The organism is Labrys methylaminiphilus subsp. lupini, assembly GCF_051161885.1.
Taxonomy (GTDB): Bacteria; Pseudomonadota; Alphaproteobacteria; order Rhizobiales; family Labraceae; genus Labrys.
This window is the reverse complement of record NZ_JBMDIH010000001.1, coordinates 2,794,377-2,817,436: the sequence shown is the minus strand read 5'-3', so window position 1 is coordinate 2,817,436 and position 23,060 is coordinate 2,794,377. Positions and strand designations below refer to the sequence as shown.

At 63.9% G+C, this 23,060-nt stretch carries 21 protein-coding genes; 12 read left to right on the top strand and 9 right to left on the bottom strand.

The annotated features are described in order from the left end of the window. Positions 1–25 precede the first annotated feature (25 nt). Positions 26–1,210: an acetyl-CoA C-acyltransferase gene (locus ACN6KF_RS13220; protein WP_434957268.1), complete on the bottom strand. Its 1,185-nt coding sequence runs from the start codon at positions 1,208–1,210 to the stop codon at positions 26–28. Positions 1,211–1,270: 60 nt separating this feature from the next. After that, on the bottom strand, positions 1,271–2,038 hold the full coding sequence (locus ACN6KF_RS13215; RefSeq protein ID WP_434957267.1) for an SDR family NAD(P)-dependent oxidoreductase: 768 nt from the start codon (positions 2,036–2,038) through the stop codon (positions 1,271–1,273). A gap of 165 nt (positions 2,039–2,203) precedes the next feature. Between ACN6KF_RS13215 and ACN6KF_RS13210 the strand changes: the two genes are divergently transcribed. Both ACN6KF_RS13210 and ACN6KF_RS13205 read left to right on the top strand, forming a co-directional pair. Beyond that, entirely contained in the window at positions 2,204–3,193 is a 990-nt protein-coding gene (locus tag ACN6KF_RS13210; protein WP_434957266.1) for an AraC family transcriptional regulator, read from the top strand. A 134-nt stretch (positions 3,194–3,327) separates the two neighbouring features. Beyond that, entirely contained in the window at positions 3,328–4,665 is a 1,338-nt protein-coding gene (locus ACN6KF_RS13205) for an APC family permease (protein ID WP_434957265.1), read from the top strand. A 12-nt stretch (positions 4,666–4,677) separates the two neighbouring features. Here ACN6KF_RS13205 and ACN6KF_RS13200 read toward each other — a convergent pair whose 3' ends face one another. Continuing rightward, a complete protein-coding gene (locus ACN6KF_RS13200) occupies positions 4,678–5,448 on the bottom strand; it encodes a helix-turn-helix transcriptional regulator (protein WP_434957264.1) in 771 nt (256 codons plus the stop codon). Between the two features lie 95 nt (positions 5,449–5,543). On the opposite strand from ACN6KF_RS13200, the gene ACN6KF_RS13195 reads away from it, so the two are divergent. Beyond that, positions 5,544–6,959 carry an amidase gene (locus ACN6KF_RS13195; RefSeq protein WP_434957263.1) on the top strand — a complete coding sequence of 472 codons (1,416 nt, stop codon included), beginning with the start codon at positions 5,544–5,546 and terminating at the stop codon, positions 6,957–6,959. Positions 6,960–7,068: 109 nt separating this feature from the next. On the opposite strand, the gene ACN6KF_RS13190 is transcribed toward ACN6KF_RS13195, so the two are convergent. The 3 genes from ACN6KF_RS13190 to ACN6KF_RS13180 form a co-directional block, all read right to left on the bottom strand. Further along, positions 7,069–8,670 (bottom strand): phosphoenolpyruvate carboxykinase, encoded by a 1,602-nt coding sequence (locus tag ACN6KF_RS13190; protein WP_434957262.1) that lies wholly within the window; start codon positions 8,668–8,670, stop codon positions 7,069–7,071. A 343-nt stretch (positions 8,671–9,013) separates the two neighbouring features. After that, complete coding sequence (locus tag ACN6KF_RS13185) at positions 9,014–9,673, bottom strand: dihydrofolate reductase family protein (RefSeq protein ID WP_434957261.1); 660 nt, start codon at positions 9,671–9,673, stop codon at positions 9,014–9,016. A gap of 142 nt (positions 9,674–9,815) precedes the next feature. Beyond that, complete coding sequence (locus ACN6KF_RS13180; protein ID WP_434957260.1) at positions 9,816–10,535, bottom strand: GAD-like domain-containing protein; 720 nt, start codon at positions 10,533–10,535, stop codon at positions 9,816–9,818. 498 nt (positions 10,536–11,033) lie between these two features. Between ACN6KF_RS13180 and ACN6KF_RS13175 the strand changes: the two genes are divergently transcribed. From ACN6KF_RS13175 to ACN6KF_RS13135, 9 genes are all read left to right on the top strand, one after another. Further along, positions 11,034–11,804 carry an ABC transporter ATP-binding protein gene (locus tag ACN6KF_RS13175; protein ID WP_434959672.1) on the top strand — a complete coding sequence of 257 codons (771 nt, stop codon included), beginning with the start codon at positions 11,034–11,036 and terminating at the stop codon, positions 11,802–11,804. After that, entirely contained in the window at positions 11,794–12,723 is a 930-nt protein-coding gene (locus ACN6KF_RS13170; RefSeq protein ID WP_434957259.1) for an ABC transporter permease, read from the top strand. The genes ACN6KF_RS13175 and ACN6KF_RS13170 overlap by 11 nt, the downstream gene beginning before the upstream one ends. Beyond that, positions 12,720–13,829 (top strand): ABC transporter permease, encoded by a 1,110-nt coding sequence (locus tag ACN6KF_RS13165; protein WP_434957258.1) that lies wholly within the window; start codon positions 12,720–12,722, stop codon positions 13,827–13,829. Before ACN6KF_RS13170 ends, ACN6KF_RS13165 begins: the two co-directional genes overlap by 4 nt. Before the next feature lie 109 nt (positions 13,830–13,938). Next, entirely contained in the window at positions 13,939–14,907 is a 969-nt protein-coding gene (locus ACN6KF_RS13160; RefSeq protein WP_434959671.1) for an ABC transporter substrate-binding protein, read from the top strand. A gap of 219 nt (positions 14,908–15,126) precedes the next feature. Next, positions 15,127–16,581 carry a dihydropyrimidinase gene (gene hydA / locus ACN6KF_RS13155; RefSeq protein ID WP_434957257.1) on the top strand — a complete coding sequence of 485 codons (1,455 nt, stop codon included), beginning with the start codon at positions 15,127–15,129 and terminating at the stop codon, positions 16,579–16,581. A gap of 261 nt (positions 16,582–16,842) precedes the next feature. Continuing rightward, positions 16,843–17,439, top strand: coding sequence for a DUF1349 domain-containing protein (locus tag ACN6KF_RS13150; protein ID WP_434957256.1), 597 nt, complete (start codon positions 16,843–16,845; stop codon positions 17,437–17,439). A 17-nt stretch (positions 17,440–17,456) separates the two neighbouring features. After that, the gene (locus tag ACN6KF_RS13145; protein ID WP_434957255.1) at positions 17,457–18,698 is read left to right on the top strand and encodes a Zn-dependent hydrolase; all 1,242 of its coding nucleotides are present in this window, start codon (positions 17,457–17,459) and stop codon (positions 18,696–18,698) included. A 41-nt stretch (positions 18,699–18,739) separates the two neighbouring features. Beyond that, on the top strand, positions 18,740–19,348 hold the full coding sequence (locus ACN6KF_RS13140) for an ASCH domain-containing protein (RefSeq protein WP_434957254.1): 609 nt from the start codon (positions 18,740–18,742) through the stop codon (positions 19,346–19,348). A 9-nt stretch (positions 19,349–19,357) separates the two neighbouring features. Further along, on the top strand, positions 19,358–19,825 hold the full coding sequence (locus ACN6KF_RS13135) for a YiiD C-terminal domain-containing protein (protein ID WP_434957253.1): 468 nt from the start codon (positions 19,358–19,360) through the stop codon (positions 19,823–19,825). Between the two features lie 24 nt (positions 19,826–19,849). Here the strand turns inward: ACN6KF_RS13135 and ACN6KF_RS13130 are convergent, their stop codons facing one another. The 3 genes from ACN6KF_RS13130 to ACN6KF_RS13120 all read right to left on the bottom strand — a co-directional run bounded on the left by ACN6KF_RS13130 (position 19,850) and on the right by ACN6KF_RS13120 (position 22,982). After that, on the bottom strand, positions 19,850–20,638 hold the full coding sequence (locus ACN6KF_RS13130) for a bestrophin-like domain (protein ID WP_434957252.1): 789 nt from the start codon (positions 20,636–20,638) through the stop codon (positions 19,850–19,852). A gap of 23 nt (positions 20,639–20,661) precedes the next feature. Continuing rightward, a complete protein-coding gene (locus ACN6KF_RS13125) occupies positions 20,662–21,852 on the bottom strand; it encodes a M23 family metallopeptidase (RefSeq protein ID WP_434957251.1) in 1,191 nt (396 codons plus the stop codon). Between the two features lie 143 nt (positions 21,853–21,995). Continuing rightward, positions 21,996–22,982, bottom strand: coding sequence for an aldo/keto reductase (locus ACN6KF_RS13120; RefSeq protein ID WP_434957250.1), 987 nt, complete (start codon positions 22,980–22,982; stop codon positions 21,996–21,998). Positions 22,983–23,060 lie beyond the last annotated feature (78 nt).

The following is a 23,060-nucleotide window of genomic DNA, read 5'->3' as shown; positions in this document are numbered from 1 at the left end:
GCGGGTCTGAAGACCCACCCCCCACTTACGCCAACCGTTCCACCGCCATGGCAGTCGCTTCGCCGCCGCCGATGCAAAGACTTGCGACGCCGCGCCTCAGTCCATGGCTTTCGAGGGCGGCCAGCAGCGTTACCAGCACGCGGGCACCGGAGGCGCCGATCGGATGGCCGAGGGCGCAGGCGCCACCATGCACATTGACCTTGTCGCCGGGCAGGTCGAGGTCACGCATCGCCGCCATCGTCACCACGGCGAAGGCCTCGTTGATCTCGAACAGGTCGACCTCGCCGGCCGTCCAGCCGGTGCGCTCGAACAATTTGCGCATGGCGCCGATCGGAGCGGTAGCGAAGCGGTTCGGTTCCTGGGCGTGGCTGGCATGGCCGACGATCGCGGCGAGCGGGGTCAAACCACGCTTTTCCGCCTGGGAGCGGCGCATCAGTACCAAAGCAGCGGCGCCGTCGGAGATCGAGCTCGAATTGGCTGCCGTCACCGTGCCGCCCTCGCGGAAGGCCGGCTTCAGCGTCGGAATCTTGTCCGGGCGGGCCTTGCCCGGCTGCTCGTCGACGCCGACGACCTGCTCCGTCTTGCCGGAACCGACGGTAACGGCCACGATCTCGCTGTCGAAACGTCCGTCTCGGATGGCGGCCTGGGCTCGGCTCAGGGAGCGCAAGGCAAATTCGTCCTGCGCCTCGCGGGTGAACTGATAGGCCTCAGCACAATCCTCGGCGAAGGTGCCCATCAGTCGCCCCTTGTCATAGGCGTCCTCCAGCCCGTCCAGGAACATGTGGTCCTTCACGCTGCCATGGCCCATGCGGTAGCCGCTGCGCGCCCGGTCGAGCAGGTAGGGCGCGTTGGTCATGCTCTCCATGCCGCCGGCCACCACCACGCCGGCCGTGCCGGCGGCGATGAGGTCATGCCCGAGCATGGCGGCCTGCATGCCCGAGCCGCACATCTTGTTGACGGTGGTGGCGGGAGTCGAAATCGGCAGGCCCGCGCCCAGGGCAGCCTGGCGAGCCGGGGCCTGGCCCTGGCCGGCGCTGAGCACGCAGCCGAACACAGTCTCCTCGATGGCTTCGGCGGGCAACCCGGCCCGAGACACCGCGGCCGAGATGGCGGCTGCGCCGAGGCGTGCCGCCGGCAGGCTGGAGAAGGCTCCCTGGAAACCACCGAGCGGGGTCCGCGCGGAACCGACGATCACGACAGGGTCATTCATCTTGAGGTCCCTTTTTGCGAAGGAGGATTTTACGCCGATTTCGGCGACATGTGTGGTCGATCAGCGCGGCGCCATGCGTAGGGCGCCGTCGAGCCGGATGATTTCACCATTGAGCATGCGGTTTTCGACGATGTGGCAGACCAAGGCGGCGAACTCTTGCGGATGGCCGAGGCGGGGCGGGAAGGGGACGGTCGCACCCAGCGAGGTCCTGACCTCTTCCGGCATGGCCTGCATCATCGGGGTCTCGAACACGCCGGGCGCCACGGCGACGACGCGGATGCCGAAGCGAGCGAGCTCGCGGGCTGCCGGCAGAGTGAGGCTGGCGACGCCGCCCTTGGAAGCGGCATAGGCGGCCTGGCCGATCTGGCCGTCATAGGCCGCGATCGAGGCGGTGTTGACGATGACGCCGCGCTCGCCGTCTTCGCCGGGCGCATTCGTGGAGATCGCCCGGGCGGCGAGGCGCGTCATGTTGAAGGTGCCGACGAGATTGATCTGGATGGTGCGGGCGAAGCGGTCGAGATCATGCGGGCCGTCACGTCCGACGATGCGCTCGCTGGGGGCGACGCCGGCGCAGTTGACCAGGCCGTCAAGCCGGCCGAAGGCGTCGAGGGCGGCCTCGACGGCGGCCTGCCCATCCCCGGCATTGGCGACGTCGGTGCGCTGGAAGCGGGCCGCAGGACCCAGCGCCGCCGCGGCTTTCTCGCCGGCTTCGGCATTGAGATCGCAGAGCAGGACACGCCCGCCGCGGCTCACGAACCCGGCTGCTACCGCATGGCCGAGCCCGGACGCTCCACCAGTCACCAGGAAGACGCGATCTTGGATTTGCATGGCGCGGAACTCTCCCCGTGTCGGCCCTTTGAGGGCCGTTGTCGTTGGCACCGATATTACGCGCGTCGGCGGTGGCATTCGATGACCCTTCGTGCTTAAAAGCGTGATCGGTTTTGCCATATCGTAAGGGGCGCGGATGGCCTGGAGAGCGCAGAGATTCACGCCATGATCGGCGTCGGCTTTATCGAGGATACGCTCGAGCCCCTGAGGCGCGGCGGCTTCGACCTCGCGACGGCGCTGGAGGCGGGTGGATTCAGCGAGAGCGATCTCGATCTGCCGGGCTTTCGCCTGTCGGCTGAGCAATATGGCCGGCTGTGGCTCAGCATCGCGCAGATCATGAGCTGCGAATATTTCGGCTTCGGCGCCCGTCCGATGGCGCCGGGCAGTTTCGCCATGCTCTGCCACGCCGTGATCTCCAGCCAGACGCTGGAGCATGCCGTCAGGCGGAGCTTGCGCTTTCTCAACCTGGTGCTGGGAGAGCCCAAGGGCGAACTGGTGATCGAGGAGACGAGCGCCAGCGTGATCCTGCGCGAGACCGCTCCTCCCCGGCCGGCCTTTGCCTATCGCACCTACTTCCTGCTGCTGCACGGCGTCGTGTGCTGGCTGGTCAAGCGCCGGCTCGAGATCCGCGAGCTGCATTATCGCGGGCCCCTCCCGAGCGGCCGAGAAGACCATCGCGACTTCTTCGGCACCAAGGTCGACTTCGATCGGCCACAGACCATGCTGACCTTCGACCGTGCGCTGCTGTCCTTGAAGGTGCGCCAGACCGAGAAGACGCTGCAGGGCTTCATAACCGGCGCTCCGGCCAACATATTGGGGCGCTATCGCTATGACCGTGGCGCTGCCTCCGCCACGCGACGTCTCCTGCGCGAGCTCCCTCCTACCGAATGGCCTTCCTTCGCCGAGATGGCCGCGAGGTTGGACCTGTCCGAACCGACATTGCGGCGCCATCTGGCTGGAGACGGCGAGAGTTTCTCCGAAATCAAGGAGGAGATTCGCCGCAAGCTGGCCCTGGACTGGCTGCTCCGCACGGCCAAGCCGGTTGGACAAGTCGCTGCCGATCTCGGTTATACCGAGCCGAGCGCCTTCCACCGCGCTTTCCACAAATGGGCCGGCTGCAGCCCCGGGGAATTCCGGCGCTCGCGTGGGAAATGACGGATGGGCCGGCCGGTTCCGTCATAACTCCTTGGGGTTATTGTTCGATCGCCGGCATCGGCACAAGCTTCCTGATGACAACGATAGGACGACCGCCGGCAAACCGGAGAACTTGTCGCCAGGGGAGAGAAGCGATGCAGGACGTGAAATTGGACAGGGCGTTGGGCCTGTGGTCGGTGGTATTATTCGGCTTGGCCTATATGACGCCGATGATCGTATTCGGCACCTTCGGGCCGCTGGCGACGGCGAGCCAGGGCACCACGGCGATGTCCTATCTGCTGGCCTCTGGCGCCATCCTGCTTACCGCCCTGAGCTATGGCGTAATGTCCCGGGTCTATCCCGTAGCGGGTTCGGCTTATACCTATGCTCGACGATCGTTGAGTTCCGGCGTCGGTTTCCTGGTCGGCTGGGCCGTTCTGCTTGATTACTTCTTCCTTCCGATGGTGATCTGGCTGATCGGCGCGGCCTATCTGTCCTCTGCCTTTCCCGCCGTGCCGAGCTGGGTCTGGATCCTTGCCTTCATCTTCACCACCACCGTGATCAACATCCTCGGCATTGCCTTCGCAAGCCGGGTCAATTTCGTGCTGATGCTGGTGCAGCTCGTCGTGGTCGTCGCCTTCATGCTGTTGGCGGCCCGCTACGTCGCCGCGGCGAACGGAACGGGCGGCCTGGCGGCAGCGGCGCCTTTCTTCCAGGCCAATGTGCCCTTTTCCGCCTCGGTGGCAGGCGCCGCCATAGCGGCCTATTCCTTCCTCGGTTTCGATGCCGTTTCCACGCTGACGGAGGAGACCAAGGACGCTGGCCGCACCATTCCGCGCGCCATCCTGATCGTGGCCCTGGCCGGCGGCGCCATCTTCGTGGCGGCGGCCTATGTGGTCCAGCTCGCCCATCCCGGTTTCGAGTTCGCCTCCGTCGATGCCGCCGGCAACGAAATCGCCCAGAAGATCGGCGGCGATTTCTTTGTCGTCATCTTCCTGGCGACGCTCGTCCTGGCGCAGTTCAGCTCGGGTCTCGCCGCTCAGGCCAGCGTCGGCCGCCTTCTCTATGCCATGGGCCGCGACAATGTCCTGCCGAGCGGCCTGTTCGCCCGCCTGCATCCGAAATGGCAGACGCCCCTCGTCAATCTGCTTTTCGTCGGTCTGGTCGGGCTGGCCGCGATCTGGATGGATGTCACGACCTCGACCTCCTTCATCAATTTCGGTGCCTTTTTGGCTTTCACGGCGGTCAATCTCTCGGTGATCGCTCTCTATCTGCGCGGGCATGAAGGCGTCAGGCCGCTGGGCGCGCTGCTGGGTGTGATCGTTCCGGCCATCGCGGCGGCCTGCGACCTCTATCTGCTCCTCAATCTCGATGCCCACGCCAAATGGCTCGGCCTAATCTGGCTGGCGCTGGGGGCTGCGTATCTCGCCTATCTGACGCGCATGTTCAGCCAGGCCCCGCCCGAAATGGACTTCGTGGAGGAGACGGCCTGAGCAGGCTCTTGTTCAGGCGGCAGTGGACTGCCCGGCCAGGAACAGGCGGAACAACTGCCCCTGGCTCGATATCTTCAGCTTTGCGTAGATGTGGCGGCGATGGACCTTGACCGTTTCCGGGGAGAGCGAGAGGAGAGCGCCGACCGAGAGGCTCGAATGCCCCTTGAGGATCAGTGCCACGATTTCCCGCTCGCGTGGCGTCAACTGAGGATGGGCGATAGCCGCCGATGGGAGCGCCTCGCTGGAGAGGGAGGGCGGACGCGTGGTTTGCCAATGCCGCTCGGCAAGGCGGCAGATGAGTCCGGCAATATCGCCGAATTGCTCGATCTGGCGGCGGCGGAACAGCGGGTTCGTGCCAAGACGGCTGATCGAGAGCACCCCGACATGTCTGCCTCCGAGATCGAGCACGAAGCCGATCTCGTCCCTGATGGTCGTCGCGGCATAGTGGATCCGGTAGTATTCGGACTGTCTGAAATGATCGGGTGCCAGATCCTGCATGACGATCAGGGATGTGGCGTCGCTCCCCCGGACGGCATCGTAGAAGGGGTCGAGCACATAGGCGCCGGCGAGATATTGATCGACGATGATGCCACGATCCACCAAGTCGGACGGGTTGTGAAGATCATGCGCCCTGCCGTCCGGCGTATAGCGAAAGCCGTTAATCATCTCGAAAGGGGCGATCAGGCGCAGGACCGTCTGCAGTGCCGCGGGAAAGCCCGGCGAGCCTATGGCCTCGACGGCATGGGCGAGGAGGCGGTTCCAGGCCTGGAATGGTGGCGGCATGGCGCTCCCTCGGACCTTTTTGGACAGGTGGATGGTTTGGCTGCCAACCCTATGCGCCCGCGTCGGGCCGCCAACAAGCCGGAATGGAGAAGACGATGAATCTGGCCGGCATGCGAACATCCCGAACTCATCCGCTCGACCTGCCGGCTTACGCGATTGCCGACGGCATTCGTCGGCAACGATTCAGGGCCGTAGATGTGGTGGCGGAAGCACTGCACCGGGCCGAGGCGTGTCAGCCCGAATTGAATGCCTTCACAGTTCTGCGACGCGATCGCGCACTGGCCTCGGCCAGCCAGGCGGATGAGGTTGCCAGGGCCGGACAGTCTCTGGGAGCGCTGCATGGCGTACCTTTCGCTGCCAAGGACATGACGCCGACGGCTGGCGATCTCACCACCTTGGGTTCCTGGACGAGCGGAGATCCGGTTCCCGCTGAAAGCGCCCTGTGCATCCGCCGCCTGGAGGCAGCAGGAGGCATTCTGATCGGCAAGACCACCACGCCGGAATTCGCATTCTCCAGCTTTACTCAGAGCCCGCGTTGGGGGGTGACACGCAATCCCTGGGATCCCGAGCGCACGAGCGGCGGGTCCTCCGGGGGATCGGCGGTCGCCGTGGCCATGGGCGTGGTGCCCATGGCGGAGGGAACGGATATGGGCGGCTCCGTGCGCATTCCCGCCGCCTTTTGCGGCGTGGTGGGCTTCAAACCAAGCCTGGGGCGCATTCCGATGACGATCCTGCCCAGTGTTTTCGACAATATCTCGCATTTCGGGCCGCTCGCACGCAGTGTGGAGGATGCCATCGCCTTCATGGCCGCGACGGCTGGGCCAAGTGACGAGGATATCCTTTCCCTGCCATTATCCTTCGACGGCATGCGGGCGCGCAAGGCAGGTCTGGCCGGCCGGCGTTTCGCTTTCTCGCTCGACCTCGGCTTCTATGCCGTCGAACCGGCGGTGGAGACGGCCATTCGCAGCGCGGTGGAAGACCTTCGCGGGGCGGGGGCCGTCGTCGACGAGATCCCGATGGGATGGAGCCGGGCCGTCGTCGATCAATGGTTCGACATCTGGTGCGTGTTCATGTCGGCCTATTTTGGAGACCGGCTCGCGGCAGGGCGAGAGCGCATGGATCCATCCGTGGTGGCGATGATGGAGACGGGACTTGCCATGGATGCCACGCATTACAAGCGCATCGAGTTGCTGCGCACCCAAATGTGGCGCGACATGGCGAAGCTGTTCGGGAGTTATGATGCCCTGTTGTGCCCGACCTGCGCCATCACAGCGCCCCTGGCAGGGCTAAGCGATGACGATTTTGCCGAGAGTCTGCCGGATGGGCGCCTGAAGGGACTGGACATGACCTGTCCCTTCAATCTCCTGCCGCAATGCCCGGCTCTCTCCCTGCCGGTCCATCGCGCCGGGGACATGCCGGTCGGCCTGCAGATCGTTGGTCGGCGCCATGCGGACGAGGACGTCCTTGCCATCGCGCTGGGCGCGGAAAAGCTCCTGGCGCCGCCGCGATAGATCCGTCCTGCAGAAAGAGAAAGCGGCGGCCCAGGGGAGCCGCCGCTTTGGCTTTTATTGCCGTATCGTTTCCTGCCGAAAATCGGGATCCATTTTTCGGCGCGATGCTTTAGCCGCCGAGCGCCGCGCTCATCGTCGTCTCGTCGGCTGCCACCTCGAACTGCTTGAAGTTCTCGGTGAACATGCCCACCAGCCTGCGGGCCTGGTTCTCATAGGCCGCCTTGTCGGCCCAGGACTTGAAGGGGTCGAGCACGTGGCTCGGCACGCCTTCCACCGCGGTCGGAACCTGGAAGCCGAAATGGCGGTCGGTGCGGAACTTGGCCCTGTCGAGGCTGCCGTCGAGGGCGGCATTGAGGAGGGTGCGGGTCCATTTGATCGGCATGCGGCGTCCGGTGCCATAGGCGCCGCCGGTCCAGCCGGTGTTGACCAGCCAGCAGGAGACCTGGTGCCTGTCGATCAACTCCTTCAGCAGGCGCGCACATTCGACCGGATGGCGCGGCATGAAGGGGGCGCCGAAACAGGTCGAGAAGGTCGGCTGCGGTTCGGTCACGCCACGTTCCGTGCCGGCGAGCTTGGCGGTGAAGCCCGAGAGGAAGTGGTAGATGGCCTGCTCCGGCGTGAGGCGGGCGATCGGCGGCATCACGCCGAAGGCGTCCGCCGTCAGCATCACCACCGTACCGGGATGGCCGGCTGCACTGGTTTTCGAAGCATTTTCGATGAAATGCAGCGGATAGGCGGCGCGGGTGTTCTCGGTCTTGCGGCCGTCGGTGAAGTCGAGCCTGCGCGTGATCGAATTGATCGAGACGTTTTCCAGGACTGCTCCGAAGCGCTGCGAAGCGGCAAAGATCTGCGGCTCGGCCTGCTTGTCGAGATTGATGGTCTTGGCGTAGCAGCCGCCTTCGAAGTTGAAGATGCCGTTCGGGCCCCAGCCATGTTCGTCATCGCCGATGAGCGAACGGTCGGGGGAAGCGGACAATGTGGTCTTGCCGGTGCCAGAAAGCCCGAAAAACAGGGCCGAGACGCTGCTAGGGCCGACATTGGCCGAGCAATGCATCGGCATGACGCCGCGCGCGGGCAGGATGTAGTTGAGATAGGAGAACACCGACTTCTTCATCTCGCCGGCATAGGCCGTGCCGCCGATCAAGACGACGCCGCGGGTGAAATCGCAGGCGATCACCGTCTCCGAGCGTAGGCCGTATTTGGCAGGGTCGGCCTTGAAGCTCGGCATGTCGATGATGGTGAGGTCCGGATAGAACCCGACGAGGTCATCGGCGGAGGGGCGAATCAAAAGATTGCGGATGAACAGGCTGTGCCAGGCCAGCTCGGTATAGACCTTGACCTTGATACCGTTGTCCTCATCGGCGCCGGCATGCAGGTCCTGCACGAAGAGCTGCTTTTCCGTCGCATGCCAGAGCATGTCGGCAAGCAGCGTGTCGAAGGCGGCGCGGGAGATCGCGTTGTTGTTGGTCCACCAGACAGAGTCTTCGGTCTCGCGCTCGCGGACAATATATTTGTCCTTCGGGGAGCGACCGGTATGGCTGCCGGTATCGACGACCAGGGCGCCACCGGGGCTGAGAAGGCCTTCGCCGCGGCGAATCGCAATCTCGATCAGCGAGGGCTCGTCGAGATTGGCGTGCAGCGCGCCGAGATTGTTGAACTGGATCGGCTCGATCTCGTCCTTGGCGCCGCCTTCCACAACATGAAGTTTCATATCACGCTTCCTCACATTTGCCGGTGCCTGGCCCGTTATCCGGCCTTGTTCCCGCGGGCAGCACCGTACCAATCATTCGCTGCCATGGCGATGCATGGCGGGGGCGGCTGCTTCCCATCCAAATGCGACCTTAGCACGGCGGCCGGGCGGAAGTGTCATGCGAATGTTGCGGCGAAATGCATCGGCGGCAGAATTCTGGCCGGCATTGGTATTGTTATGACAAATGACAGAAAAGGACGATCGCAGAGAGGCCCGCGATCGTCCCGATGCCGGTTAATACTTTGAGAGAACGCCGCAATTTCCGGTCCCGTCTTGCAGATGGGACCGGCAAGCCTGTCCAATCTCAGCCCTCGTGCTTCATGCGCTCGCGACGCTTGATCTCCGCCGGGCTCGGTTCGGCAAGCTCGAAGGTGCCTGTTGGCACGGGGCCGGCCGGTTCATAGGTGGCGATGACGACCCCTGTGCTCGAAACGTCATGGCTGGTCAGTTTCAGGGCGCCGGACGGCGTGCCGGTACCGAACAGGCGCTTGCCCTTGCCGAGCACCAACGGGAAGGTCATGACGAAGAGCCGGTCGATCAGGCCCGCGGCCAGCAATTGGGGGTAGAGCGTCGTGCTGCCCTGGATGAGGATGTCGGGACCTTCGCCCTGCTTCACCTTGGCGACGGCGGCGATATCGGCGAGGCGATGGCTGTTCTGCCATTCGAGAGGCTCGCTGCCGCGCGTGACCACATATTTGGCTGCCTTGGTGAAGGCTGGGCCGATGGGATCCTCCGGACCGACGAAGGGCCAGTGGGCTGCGAAGATCTCATAGGTCTTGCGGCCGAGCAGCAGGTCGAAGGGATTGCTGAACAGGCCACCCATCGCGGTGCCCATCGTGCCGTCCCAGAAGGTCGCCGACCAGCCGCCGAGCTCGAAGCCGCCGGTCGGATCCTCCGGTGGGCCGCCGGGGGCCTGCATCACGCCGTCGAGAGATTGGAATATGCCGCCGATGATCTTGCGCATGAGAAGATGTCCCTTGATTGCCCTTGTTTGGATGGGAGGCCGCTATGTTGGAGGCATGGCGTTATGCTCCAAGGACGAGCGGGCAGGTCCTCTCCCGACAAGGAACGCAATATTTCGCCCGGCTCTTCGTCGCCCTATGGGGTCACTTGCGCGAGGGGCCGGAGGAAAGAGCCAATTGCAGCAGGATTTCCTGATGAACGAGGCAGTCGCCACGGCCGACGGATTTCTTGGTCGCCTGGCCGCCGAGGGCAAGGGCCGGCACGAAATAGAAGCATTCGCCAGGGGCGAGCGGCTGCCCGCCGACCGTCGAGTAGAACTGGTGGAAGGCTTTCGGATTCTCCTGCAGGAAGCCCTTGAGATCCTTGGCGAAGAAGTCGTCCACGGACCAGGTGATGGCCGAACTGCCGCGATAGTGGATGCTGAGAAAGATCACGTCGCTACCGGTCTTCCAGTCGGCAGGCAGTCCGTTTTCCGCCGCCCTTTGCCGCAGATCCCGAAAATAGATCAGGTCGCCGAAGGCGGTGCGCGCAATGGGGACCCGCGTGGGGTCGGGATGTTGGAGCAGGAGCCAACGCGCCAGCATCGTTTCGGCGTCGCGCGGATCGAAAAAGGTGATGAAGCCATTGCCGAAAGAGCCGAAGCCAACCCTTTGCCAGAACTCGATCAATCTGGGGTGGACGTGCTCCTTTAGTGCTGGCGACAACTCGCCGCGAAAGGGGTGCACATCCTTTCCCGGCGGGAAGTCGGTCAGGAAGGTTTGGAACTCCTTCGGTCTGTCCTGGGCAAAGCCCGGTCGTGGCGCGACGAGCAAGCTCAACAAGCCCAAGCTCAACAAGCCAAGGAGGATAACAAGGGTGCGCATGATGGAATCTTCCTGCCGGCCAGACATCGACGGCTAATATGTACAATGTGACGATAGGGAAGATGGCTGGCAATCGGGAGTTTGGGTTTCCGCCTCGTTCGAAAGAGAGCTGCGCGGCGATGTGGATCCTCCTTCCTTAAATCTCTTCCAAATGGGGTTGCCTATTTTTTGTCCATAAGGTCAATATTGCTGCCAGCCGTTCGGGCAATCCGGGGTTGCCCTCGGGAGCGGTGAAGAGCAGGGGACGATCCCGCTTTTTTGCTCGCAAGGGGCAATCGGCTCGGTTTGAAATATTCCAACCGGGGCGGTGAGCCGGTAACGTGATAAAATAGAGACTCTCGTCGCAATGGCACGATCATTGCTGTGAACGGGGGCGAGCAGGGCGGAACGGTTCACCGTGTCCGCCGGGGACGAACCAGAGGTAGGGCCGGCATGCAGGTTGAGGGCGTGGATCGGAAGCTTGGTGCCGTACGGGAACGAACGGGCGCCGGCGAACCCGTGATTGCGGTCGAGGATCTTTCCTTGACCTTCGATACCGGCGATGGGCCGGTTTATGCGCTCTCCAAGGTCAATCTCACCGTCAATGAAGGCGATTTCGTCTCCTTCATCGGGCCTTCCGGCTGTGGCAAGACCACCTTGCTGCGTGTCATCGCCGACCTCGAACGCCAGACCTCCGGCTCGATCAAGGTCAATGGCCTGACCCCGGAGCAGGCACGTCTCGGCCGGCATTACGGCTATGTCTTCCAGGCGCCGGCTCTCTATCCCTGGCGCACCATCGAGCGCAACGTCATGCTGCCGCTCGAAGTCATGGGTTTTCCGGCCGCCGAGCGCAAGGCGAGGGCGGCCCGCAATCTCGAACTGGTCAATCTCAAGGGGTTCGAGAAGAAATTTCCCTGGCAATTGTCCGGCGGCATGCAGCAGCGCGCTTCGATCGCCAGGGCTCTGTGCTTCGATCCCAAGCTGATGCTGATGGACGAGCCGTTCGGGGCGCTCGACGAGATCGTCCGCGACAAACTCAACGACCAACTCCTGCATCTGTGGCGCACCACCAAGAAGACGGTGGTGTTCGTCACCCATTCCATTCCCGAGGCCGTCTATCTATCCACCAAGATCGTGGTGATGTCGCCGCGGCCCGGCCGCATCATCGACATCATCGATTGCAACTTCCCGCGCGACCGCACGCTCGACATCCGCGAGACGCCTGAATTCCTCGAAGTCGCCCATCGCGTGCGCGACGGCCTCAGGGCGGGGCACTCCTATGACGACTGAGGTGCTTTCAGCCCGTACCGCCCCCTCGCTGTGGAGCCGCCTGATGGTCGGCAAGGCCGGGCCGGTGACGGTGGTGGTGTTGGCGATCTTCGCGTTGTGGTATCTCGCCTGCCTGCCGATGAACGGCTCCGCGCTGCAGCGCGCTATGCCCGATGCCGCCAGCCGGCCGCTGATCGAACAGTTCATCGCCGCCATCAATCTGCCGGACGGCAATCTCGCCGCGCCTCACCAGATCGTCATGGCGATGGTGCAGGGCCTGTTCTTCGAGCCGCCCCTGGGGCGCCGCAGCCTGGTTTATCATGGCCTGATCACGCTCTCCTCGGCGCTATCGGGCTTCGTGCTGGGCGCCGTCCTCGGCATCGTGCTGGCGGTGCTGATCGTGCATTACCGCTCGATGCGCCAGAGCCTGATGCCCTGGGTGATCGTCTCCCAGACCATCCCGATCCTGGCGTTGGTGCCGCTGCTGACAGCGATCACCGGCCGGCTCGGCGCACCGATCCTGGTCCCGAAAGCCCTGATCGCCACCTATCTCTGCTTCTTTCCGGTGACGGTTGGCATGGTGAAGGGGCTGATGTCGCCGGACCTGATGCAGCTCGATCTGATGCGCACTTATGATGCCTCGAAATGGCAGACCTTCTGGAAGCTGCGCTGGCCGGCGGCGACACCCTATCTGTTCGCCAGCCTGAAGATCGCCATCGCCGGCTGCATCGTCGGCGCCATCGTCGCCGAGATGCCGACGGGAGCGCAGGGTGGTCTCGGCTCGCGTCTGCTCGCCGGCTACCAGTACAATAATCTGCGCCTGGTGCTGTGGGCCGCTTTGTTCACCGCCGCACTGCTCTCGGCTGCGCTGATCGGTCTGATCGGCCTGATCGAACGGCGCACCTTGGCGGGGATGGGCGTGAAGGGAGAGCAGGCATGACGGCTTTCCAATCGCGCGGTTTGTGTCTTGCAGGGCTGCTGATCTGCCTCAGTACTCTCTTCGCTATGGGCGCCGGTGTGATTCCATTCAGTCAACTGGGGGTGGTCTATCTGGCCGGAGCCATCTTTCTGGTGTCCCCATTGCAGCGGCGCTACCGGGGCTGGCTTGCCGCAACGCTGGGCTTCTTTGTTCTCGCCGCGATTTCGTTGACATTCACCGCCCACTCACCGGGCGTTGCGGGGATAGCCGGCTGGGGTTTCTGGCTGAAGGCGGTCGGTCTGTGGATCGCTTCCTGGATGCTGGTCGACATGATCGCCAATGCCGGGGAGGGACGCCGCACCTCGCGCTGGCGGAATCTGGCGCCGATGATCCTGTTTGGCGTCACGTTGCTCCTTCTTTGGGAATGGCTGGTCGTCGGTTTCGGCATCTCCCCCATCATCCTGCTGCCGCCTTCCGCCATCGGCCAGGCCGTGGTGGCGCAGGCTAACACACTCGCCACCGACTTCGTCTGGACCTTCCTGCACGAAGTGCTGCTCGGCTGGCTGATCGGCTCTGGCTCGGGGTTCCTGGTGGCGCTGGTGGCCGACCGCGTCCCCTTCTTGCGCCGCGGTCTCTTGCCGCTCGGCAATGTCGTCTCGGCGCTGCCCATCGTCGGCATCGCGCCGATCATGATCTGGTGGTTCACCTATGACTGGCCCTCCAAGACGGCCGTCGTGGTGGCGATGACCTTCTTCCCCATGCTGGTCAACACGGTGGCGGGCCTGGCGGCCAGCGGTGCCCTGGAGCGTGACCTCATGCGTTCCTACGGTGCCAGCTATTGGTCGACGCTGGTGAGCCTGCGGCTTCCCGCCGCGATGCCCTTCATCTTCAACGGCTTGAAGATCAATTCGACCCTGGCGATGATCGGCGCCATCGTGGCCGAATATTTCGACGGCCCCACCATCGGCATGGGCTTTCGCATCAACACCCAGGCGGCCTTGTCACAGACCGACATCGTCTGGGCGGAGATCGCGGTGGCGATGGTGGCCGGTTCCCTATTCTACGGCCTCATCGCCCTCGTCGAGCGGGCGGTGACGTTTTGGCATCCCTCTTACCGGCGCGCGTGACGCAGGGAAGGGTACTCAAGAAGAAAACTTGGTCAACAGAGGAGTGGACGGAATGAAGAAGGCACTTTTGGCAAAGACACTTTTCACCACCGTCGCTTTCGCGCTCGGAATGGGGGCGATCGGGCTTGGAACAGCGGGGGCGCAGGCGGCCGACAAGGTCACGCTGCAGCTCAAATGGGTGGTCCAGGGGCAGTTTGCCGGTTATCTCGTGGCCAAGGACAAGGGGTTCTACAAGGATGCCGGCCTCGACGTCACCGTGGCTCCGGGTGGCCCCGACATTGCGCCTGAGACCGTGATCGCTAACAAGCAGGCCGATGTGATCGTCGACTGGATGCCGGCCGCTCTCGCCGCTCGCGAGAAGGGTGTGTCGCTCGTCAACATCGCCCAGCCCTTCAAGCGCTCCGGCCTGCAACTCACCTGTCGCAAGGAATCCGGTGTCAAGACGCCGGCGGATTTCAAGGGCAAGACGCTGGGCGTATGGTTCTACGGCAACGAGTATCCCTTCAATGCCTTCATGGGCAAGCTCAGCCTCAAGCTCGACGGCTCGGCCGATGGCGTCAAGGTGATCAAGCAGGGCTTCAACGTCGATCCACTCCTGCAGAAGCAGGCCGATTGCATCTCCACCATGACCTATAACGAATATTGGCAGGTCATCGAAGCCGGTGTGAAGGCCGAGGACCTGACGGTCTTCAACTACACCGACCAGGGCGTGGCGGTGCTGGAGGACGGGCTCTATGTCATGGAGGATCGCCTCAAGGATCCGAAGTTCGTGGAGACGATGGCCAAGTTCGTCAAGGCCTCGATGAAGGGCTGGGAGTATGCCCGTTCCCACCCCGACGAGGCCGTGAAGATCGTGCTCGACAACGATGCCTCCGGTGCCCAGACCGAGGTGCACCAGACCCACATGATCGCCGAGGTCAACAAGCTGACGGAAGGCTCCGATGGTACGCTCGATCCGGCCGCCGCGGATAGCACGGTCAAGACGCTGCTCGGGGCCGGCGGCGATAGCCCGGCCATCACCAAGGCGCCCGTGGGCGGCTGGAGTTCGGCGGTCACCGACGCGATGAAGAAACTGTGAGCTGAATGACCCTCCCCTGGAGGGGGAGGGTCGACGCGCAGCGTCGGGGTGGGGTGAGAAGGCACCACCTTTGTAATTTCGAAGGTATTGATGACCTGACCGGTCAAGTCGAGCCTAATCACCCCACCCCGGCCTTTCAGGCCGACCCTCCCCCTCCAGGGGAGGGTAAAATCAGCGCCGAGGTAACAGGCGCGGCGAACTCGTTATTGGAGGACTATTATGCCGATCCTGATCCGTGGCGGTGTCGTGGTGAACCACGATCATTCCAAGCCGGCCGACGTGCTGATCGACGGCGAAACCATTTTGGCGATCGGGCCGAAGCTGGCAGCGCCGGCGGGTGCCGAAATCATCGATGCCGATGGCTGCTTCGTCCTGCCGGGCGGCATCGATCCGCATACTCATCTCGAAATGCCCTTCATGGGCACCGTGTCGGCCGACGATTTCGAATCCGGCACCAGCGCCGCCTTGTCCGGCGGCACCACCATGGTGGTGGATTTCTGCCTGCCTGCGCCAGGCCAGTCGCTGCTGGCGGCCTATCAGGAATGGCGGCATAAAGCCGAGAAGGCGGTCTCGGACCACTCCTTCCACATGGCGATCACCTGGTGGGACAAACAGGTCTTCGACGAGATGGAGACCGTGGTGAAGACCTACGGCATCAACACCTTCAAGCATTTCCTCGCGTATAAGGGCGCGCTGATGGTGAATGACGACGAGTTGTTCCACTCCTTCAGCCGCTGCGCCGGCCTCGGCGCGCTGCCGCTGGTCCATGCGGAGAATGGCGACATCGTTTTCCGCCTGCAGCAGCATTATATCGACCAGGGCGTCACCGGGCCCGAGGGCCACGCCTATTCGCGTCCGCCGGAAGTGGAAGGCGAGGCGACCAACCGCGCCATCATGATCGCCGACATGGCGGGCAGCCAGCTCTATGTCGTGCATACCTCCTGCCGCGACAGCCACGAGGCGATCGCGCGGGCGCGGGCAGCCGGGAAGCGCGTCTATGGCGAGCCGCTGATCCAGCACCTCGTGCTCGACGACAGCGAATACCAGAACAAGGATTGGGACTACGCGGCCCGCCGGGTGATGTCGCCGCCCTTCCGCAACAAGTCGCACCAGGATTCGCTGTGGGCGGGCCTCGCCTCGGGCTCGCTCCAGGTGGTGGCGACCGATCACTGCGCCTTCACCGCCGAGCAGAAGCGCATGGGCCTCGGCGATTTCCGCAAGATCCCCAACGGCACGGGCGGGCTCGAAGACCGCATGCCGGTGCTGTGGACGGCCGGCGTCAAGACCGGGCGCCTGACCAAGGAGGAGTTCGTGGCGGTGACCTCCACCAACATCGCCCGCATCCTCAACATCTATCCTCGCAAGGGAGCGATTGCGGTCGGTTCGGATGCCGACCTCACCATCTGGGATCCCGCCGCCACCAAGACGATCAAGGCCAAGACGCAACTCAGCCGCGTCGAATACAACGTGTTCGAAGGCTATGAATGCACGGGCTTGCCTGTTGTCACCTTGTCGCGCGGGCGCGTCGCCTGGAAGGACAAGCAGATCCAGCTCAAGAAGGGCGACGGCGCCTTCATCCAGCGCGATCCGTTCCCGGCCGCCGCGGTGGCGAACGCCACCTGGAAGGAGCTCAGCAAGCCCAGGCCGGTCTCGCGCATCGAGGTGACGCCGTAGTCGGGGACGTCACGCGCAAAAAGCCCTCTCCGCGAAGCGGGGAGGGCGCGCGCACCACTTGTGCGCGCTGGGCCCGGCGAAGCCGGGTCGGGTGGCGTGTGGCGGGCAATGCGAGACGCCTTTTTGAAGAATGGCGCGACCGTGGTGCAACCATGTTGGATTCAGTGCACTGCCCGCCACACCCCATCCGTCAGTGCTTCGCACTGACACCTTCCCCACTTCGTGGAGAAGGCTTTCGTTCTGCGTTGCAGGAGATAGATCTTGGATTCGACGCCTTCCTCTTCCCTCAAGCAAGGCCGCTGGCTGAACGAACCGCCATCCTGGTCGCTGGCCGGCGACCGGCTAGAGGTCGTGACCGGCGAGGCCACCGATTTCTGGCGGAAGACCCATTACGGCTTCACCCGCCATAGCGGCCATTTCTTTCACCTCGACAGTGGCGGCAATTTCACTGCGGAGCTGCGCGTGCGAGCGCGTTTCGAAACGCTCTACGACCAGGCGGGCCTGATGGTCCGGCTCGATGACGAGGCCTGGCTGAAGGCAGGTATCGAATATAATGACGACGCGCCCATGCTGGGCAGCGTGCTGACCGTGGGGCAGTCGGATTGGGCGACCGGTCCCTTTCCGGGCGACGCCCAGGATTTCCGCCTGCGCCTCACCGTCGCAGACGGGGTCATCAGGCTGCAATATTCGACGGACGGGATAGTCTGGCCCCTGGTGCGGCTGGCGCCGTTCCCGAAGGCCGCTTCTTATCAGGTTGGCCCGATGTGCTGCACGCCTGAAAGGGCCGGTCTTGCCGTTTCCTTCTCGGATTTTCGCCTGTCTCAGCCCAACGGCAAGCCGCTTCACGATCTTTCGTAACTTCAGAAAGGCCCACCATGCTCACCAATCTCAACATCAATCCGCAGCGCCTGTGGGACAGCCTGATGGAAACTGCCAAGTTTGGCGGCACGGCCAAGGGCGGCATCAAGCGCCTGACCCTGTCGGACGAAGACAAGAAGGTCCGTGACTGGTTCAAGGCACAATGTGAGGCGCTCGGCTGTACGGTGAGCGTCGACGAAGTCGGCAACATGTTCGCGGTGCGGCCCGGCAGGAACAATGATTTGCCGCCGATCGCCATGGGCTCCCATCTCGACACCCAGCCGACTGGCGGCAAGTTCGACGGCGTGCTCGGCGTGCTCGGGGCGCTGGAGGCGATGCGTACCCTGCACGAGCAGGGCTACGAGACCAATGCCCCCATCGAGATCATCAACTGGACCAACGAGGAAGGCTCGCGCTTCGCGCCGGCTATGCTGGCCTCGGGCGTGTTCGCCGGCGTCTTCACGCCTGATTATGCCTATGAGCGCCTCGACCGCGATGGCATCAGCTTCAAGGATGAGTTGGAGCGCATCGGCTATCGCGGCACCGAGAAGGCCGGCGCCCACAAGTTCCAGGCGATGTTCGAGCTCCACATCGAACAGGGCCCGATCCTCGAGGACGAGAAGACCATGATCGGCGTGGTCACCGGCGTGCAGGGCATGCGCTGGTACGAGGTCACGGTGACCGGGCAGGATGCCCATACCGGCGCCACGCCGATGTATCTGCGCAAGAACGCCCTGCTGGGCGCCGCTCGCATCATCGAGGCGGTCGATGCCATCGGCCAGAAGCACCAGCCGGGCGTCGCCACCGTCGGCCTGATCGAAAACAAGCCCAACAGCCGCAATGTGGTGCCGGGCGAGGTCTTCTTCACCATCGATCTGCGCCATCCCGACGAGGAGGTGCTGGAAGTGATGGAGCAGGAGTTCCGAGCCGCCCTCGAGGCCGCGCTGCCGCCGATGAAGCTTGCCTATGAAGAAAAGCGCATCTGGAACTCGCCGGCGGTGAAATTCGCCCCGGACCTGATCGAATGCGTCGAACATGGTGCCGACAAGGCCGGCTTTGCCATGCGCCGCATGGTATCCGGCGCTGGCCATGACGCGGCCTATATCGCCCGTATCGCGCCGACCACTATGATCTTCGTGCCGTGCGAAGGAGGGCTGAGCCACAACGAGGCCGAATCGACCTCCTTCGATGAATGTGCGGCGGGCGCGCAGGTGCTGCTCAATGCCGTGGTCGAGCACGACCGGCGCCTGGCGGGCTGATGGAGCGCGGACTGGAAGTCCGCAATCCGAGGGGCATAGACATGCTGTTCAAGCAGGCCGCGCTCGATGGCATTGCCGCCGGCAAGGTGACGCTGGCCTTCCGGCGCTGGACGCGGCCGACCGTCCGCGCCGGGGGAACGCTGACCACCGCTGTTGGTGTCCTGGCCATCGAGGCGGTGGATGTAATCGAACTCGCCGATCTCACCAACGAACAGGCTGATCAGGCCGGCTATGCTTCGACTGCCGCGCTTCGGCGCGATCTGCGGCCGGAGGGACAGCTCTACCGCATTGCCTTCCATCGGATGGGGGTCGACCCCCGGATTGCCTTGCGTGGCGAGGCCGCCCTCGATGCGGCTGACGTCGATGGCCTGCGTTCGGCGCTCGCCAAGCTTGACCGCAACCATCGCGGCGGCGCCTGGACAGCCGCCGCGCTCGGCCTGATCGCTGGGCGCGACGGCATTACCGCTGCCGAGATTGCTGGGCAGTTGGGGCGTGACAAGGCAGCGCTCAAGCCCGATATCCGCAAGCTCAAGGCCCTCGGCCTCACCGAAAGCCTCCAGGTGGGCTATCGCCTTTCGCCGAGGGGGCGAGCCCTGCTCGATCGCCAGGAACCGATTTCGCTGGTTGAGAAAACGGCTGGTGAGCGATAGAGCGGGCGGGTGACCCTGATAGAGGAGGCCGCCGTGCTGCCCGCCGAGCTTGAAGCCGATCTCCATGGCAATATTCCGCTGACACAGGCCATGCAGGTCCGCGTTCTCGAAATCGGACCGGATTCCGTGCGACTCGGCGCACCGCTTTCCGCCAATATCAACCATCACCGCACGGCGTTCGGCGGCAGCCTTGCTACTTTGGCCACGCTTGCCGCCTGGTCGCTCGCTTTTCTCAAGCTCAAAGGAGCAGGGCTCGATTGCAGCCTGGTCGTCGGCTCCGTCCACATGGATTACCTGGCGCCAGTGGAGGGTGATTTCTCTGCCCGTTCCGTTCTGGCCGAACCCGAGAAGTGGGCCCATGTGCTGGAGGCCTTCGCGCGCAAGGGCAAGGCACGCATCCCGGTCCTTGCCGAGATCGAGTATGGTGGCCTCTGTGCCGCCCGCTTCAGGGGTGACTTCGCGGCGTTGGCCCGCTGAAGCAGGCCTCGACGCGGCGGGGCGTCAATTGGTGCTGACCGCCAGGAAGGCGGCGGGCTGTACCGAGATCTGCCCCATGAACGGCCGGTCATGCGCGAGAATGACGAAATAGGCCGCTGTCACCACCACGACGAAGATATGGGTGGCGAGGATCTGCATGCGGAAGACATGGTTGTTGCAGATGGCGATAGCCGTGACGGTCGTTGTCGAGATGATCCAGATCGCGATCCATTGGGCCCAGCTCATGCCGGTATTCGAGGCCGACAGCCGAAGCAGACGCGCATGGCGCACGGCCAGCAGTTGATTGACCAAAGGCTGATAGGTCGCTGGCTGGACAGTGGTTCCGTTCTGGCGCGAGACGAGTCCGATCGCATTGATGAGGATGTTGCCGGAACGGTCGAATACCGGGCTTTCGATGCGCTCGCCATTGGCCATGGCGGGCCAATCGCCGGAGATGACCTCAGCGACATAGGCCTTCAGGCCGTCGCGCACACTGGTCTGGAGATCGGCCGGAAGGCCGGAGGACAGCACCAGAACATTTTCGACCGCATCGGCCTCCTGCTGGACGGCGCTACGGGCGGCGAGGGAATCGGCCCACAGACCCGCGGCCGAAAAGGCCACCATCAGGCCGAAAATGGTGGCGCAGACACCGACGATCGACTCGCGGATGGGCAGCGCCTCGTCCGCGGCGTGGCCGACTTTTGCAATGGTAAAGCGAACGAGGCCGATGACGATCCAGGTGATCACCAGGCAGAACCCCAGCACCGTTGCGAACATGACGGGCAGTGACAGCTGATGCAGCAGAATGAACATGAGCGGACCCCGGAAGAACGAATCTATTGAAAATCGACGACCTGGTCGTTCAGCGGGAGCTGATTGGCGTGCTCTCCGCGCCAGCGTGGTTCAATCCTTGCCACGGCGCCTTGCTCGAGTTCCTCCTCGTTCCCCGGCGCCAGCACGCCCTGCCCGGAGAAGCGCGTGAGCACGAAGGGCAGGCTGTTGGCATTGAGCGGCGAGGGGCCATCCATCAACTGGAAGTGCAGATGGGGAGCGGTGGAATTGCCGGTATTGCCGATCAGGCCGATGACCTGGCCGGCTTTCACGCGGTCACGCAGCTTGACCCTGAGGCTGCCGCGCTGGAGATGGGCGTAGAAAGCAAAGGCACCATTGCCGATGTCCGTCACCAGCATGTTGCCGCCGATATTGGCGGGGACGATGCCGCGGGCCGGTTGGCTGGGGATCTGTTCGTCGGCCTGGTCGTAGAGATTGACCACCACGCCATCGGCCGCTGCATGGACTTCGGCGCCGTAAAAGGAATAGCTGGCCAGATCCTGGGCATTGCCTGTGAACAGGCGGCTGCCGGCGTCGAGCCTGATCCAGTCGATCGCGAAGCGCTCGGGTATGCGTAGACGCCCGTTCACGGCCATGACGGCGCCGCGGTGGGCGGTGACGGCGTCGCAGCAACCATCGGCTGCAACCCAGCCGGTGCCCCTCAACGGTGGCTCGACCACCACGGCCGGCTTGCCGACCGTCGTAGCGCCGCCGATGAAGCTGTAGTGTGCGGAGACGGGTGCATCCGCCGGCAAAGGCGTGGGCTTGCCGTCTGCGCCCGCATTCTCACGGAAAGCCTCGATGCGGGCGGATACCCGCTGCGCCAGCTTGTCATCCCGGGCAAAGCCGACATCCATGAAGACGATGGCGGTGCCGCCGGGCGGCAGCTGGCGATCCCTGCCGCTGTAAAGATGCATCATCTTCGCCAGCTCTTCGCCCTCGAGGGAGGACAGGCTTTTGCCGGCGTCGTCGATCGCTTCGACCTTGTCGAGCCGCACGAACACATTGCCTGGGTTGTTGATCACCAGTTCATAGGCGAGATGGACGCGCCCATCGGCGCCGAGAACCGGATTGGGCTCGCTGATCGGCTGTACGGTGACCGAACTCAGGATCTCATCGGGTTTGAGGGATTGGGCCATGGCGGCAGAGGCCGCCAGAAGCCCTGCACAGGCAACGGAAAGCGACAGGAAACGCATAGGAAATGCCCCACCGGCTGCCCCGCACCGGAAGGCAGAACCTGTAGGCACAATCCCGCATTTGCCTCATCCTTTGTCAAGCGATGTCCGGGCGGTGACGGCCGTGGCCGGGAGCCGCCGACCGGCGCCCGGCCAAGCATTTCCTACCATAGATGATGGACGAAGCCGGCGATCTTGCGCTGGTAGAGGTTCTTCAGTGTTTCGAGCGTCGCCTGCGAAAGAGCCGGCACGTCGCTGGCGGCGGCATTCGCCGTGGCCTGGGCCGCATTCCTGGCGCCAGGGATGACGGTGGTGATGGCATCATCAGCCAGGATCCAGGCCAGCGCGAACTGCGACATGGTCATGCCATCGGGCACCAGCGGCCTGATTTCCTCCACGGCTGCCAAGGCGACGTCGTAGGGGACGCCCGAGAAGGTCTCGCCCTTGTCGAAGGCCTCGCCATTGCGGTTATAGGCGCGATGATCGTCGGCCGCGAACCGGCTGGCGGCATTCATCTTGCCGGTCAGCATGCCCGAAGCGAGCGGCACGCGCGCGATCACCGCGATGTTGCGCGCCTTCGCCTCGCGGAAGAAGAGTTCGGCCGGCCGCTGCCGGAAGATGTTGTAGATGATCTGGACCGAGACGACGCCGGGATATTCGATCGCCTTCAGCGCCTCTTCCACCTTCTCGACGGAGACGCCGTAATTGCGGATCTTGCCGGCGGCCACCAAATCGTCCAGCACGCCGAACACTTCGGGCCGGTAATAGACCTCTGTCGGAGGGCAATGAAGCTGGACGAGGTCGAGGCAGTCGGTGGCGAGATTAGTCAGCGAACGCTCGACGAAAGCGGTGAGGTTTTCCCGATTATAGCCGTCGGCGGTGTGGGGCTGGAGGCGACGCCCGGCCTTCGTTGCCACGAAGGGGCGGGGTCCGCCGCGCTCCTTCAGGACCTCGGCAATGAAACGCTCCGAACGGCCGTCGCCATAGACATCGGCGGTATCTATGAGGGTGGTGCCGGCATCGAGGGCGGCATGGAGGGCGGCGCGCGCATCGTCATCCGGCACATCGCCCCAGGAGCCTCCAATGGCCCAGGCCCCGAAGCCAATCTCCGAGACGTTGCGCGCGGTCTTGCCGAACAGGCGTTCTTTCATCGTTCCATTCCTGCGTTTCATGGCCGTCGAATAGGAGCCGGCCGGTGTTTCAGCGTTCCTCTTGCAGGATAGGGCTTG

Coding starts and splice junctions, on each gene's coding strand:
- hydA (WP_434957257.1), top strand. CDS start 15,127: ATGCCGATCCTGATCCGTGGCGGTGTCGTGGTGAACCACGATCATTCC.
- ACN6KF_RS13145 (WP_434957255.1), top strand. CDS start 17,457: ATGCTCACCAATCTCAACATCAATCCGCAGCGCCTGTGGGACAGCCTG.
- ACN6KF_RS13200 (WP_434957264.1), bottom strand. CDS start 5,448: ATGCCGCCACCATTCCAGGCCTGGAACCGCCTCCTCGCCCATGCCGTC.
- ACN6KF_RS13215 (WP_434957267.1), bottom strand. CDS start 2,038: ATGCAAATCCAAGATCGCGTCTTCCTGGTGACTGGTGGAGCGTCCGGG.
- ACN6KF_RS13160 (WP_434959671.1), top strand. CDS start 13,939: ATGGGGGCGATCGGGCTTGGAACAGCGGGGGCGCAGGCGGCCGACAAG.
- ACN6KF_RS13210 (WP_434957266.1), top strand. CDS start 2,204: ATGATCGGCGTCGGCTTTATCGAGGATACGCTCGAGCCCCTGAGGCGC.
- ACN6KF_RS13165 (WP_434957258.1), top strand. CDS start 12,720: ATGACGGCTTTCCAATCGCGCGGTTTGTGTCTTGCAGGGCTGCTGATC.
- ACN6KF_RS13220 (WP_434957268.1), bottom strand. CDS start 1,210: ATGAATGACCCTGTCGTGATCGTCGGTTCCGCGCGGACCCCGCTCGGT.
- ACN6KF_RS13125 (WP_434957251.1), bottom strand. CDS start 21,852: ATGCGTTTCCTGTCGCTTTCCGTTGCCTGTGCAGGGCTTCTGGCGGCC.
- ACN6KF_RS13140 (WP_434957254.1), top strand. CDS start 18,740: ATGCTGTTCAAGCAGGCCGCGCTCGATGGCATTGCCGCCGGCAAGGTG.
- ACN6KF_RS13120 (WP_434957250.1), bottom strand. CDS start 22,982: ATGAAAGAACGCCTGTTCGGCAAGACCGCGCGCAACGTCTCGGAGATT.
- ACN6KF_RS13130 (WP_434957252.1), bottom strand. CDS start 20,638: ATGTTCATTCTGCTGCATCAGCTGTCACTGCCCGTCATGTTCGCAACG.
- ACN6KF_RS13180 (WP_434957260.1), bottom strand. CDS start 10,535: ATGCGCACCCTTGTTATCCTCCTTGGCTTGTTGAGCTTGGGCTTGTTG.
- ACN6KF_RS13195 (WP_434957263.1), top strand. CDS start 5,544: ATGAATCTGGCCGGCATGCGAACATCCCGAACTCATCCGCTCGACCTG.
- ACN6KF_RS13170 (WP_434957259.1), top strand. CDS start 11,794: ATGACGACTGAGGTGCTTTCAGCCCGTACCGCCCCCTCGCTGTGGAGC.
- ACN6KF_RS13190 (WP_434957262.1), bottom strand. CDS start 8,670: ATGAAACTTCATGTTGTGGAAGGCGGCGCCAAGGACGAGATCGAGCCG.
- ACN6KF_RS13205 (WP_434957265.1), top strand. CDS start 3,328: ATGCAGGACGTGAAATTGGACAGGGCGTTGGGCCTGTGGTCGGTGGTA.
- ACN6KF_RS13185 (WP_434957261.1), bottom strand. CDS start 9,673: ATGCGCAAGATCATCGGCGGCATATTCCAATCTCTCGACGGCGTGATG.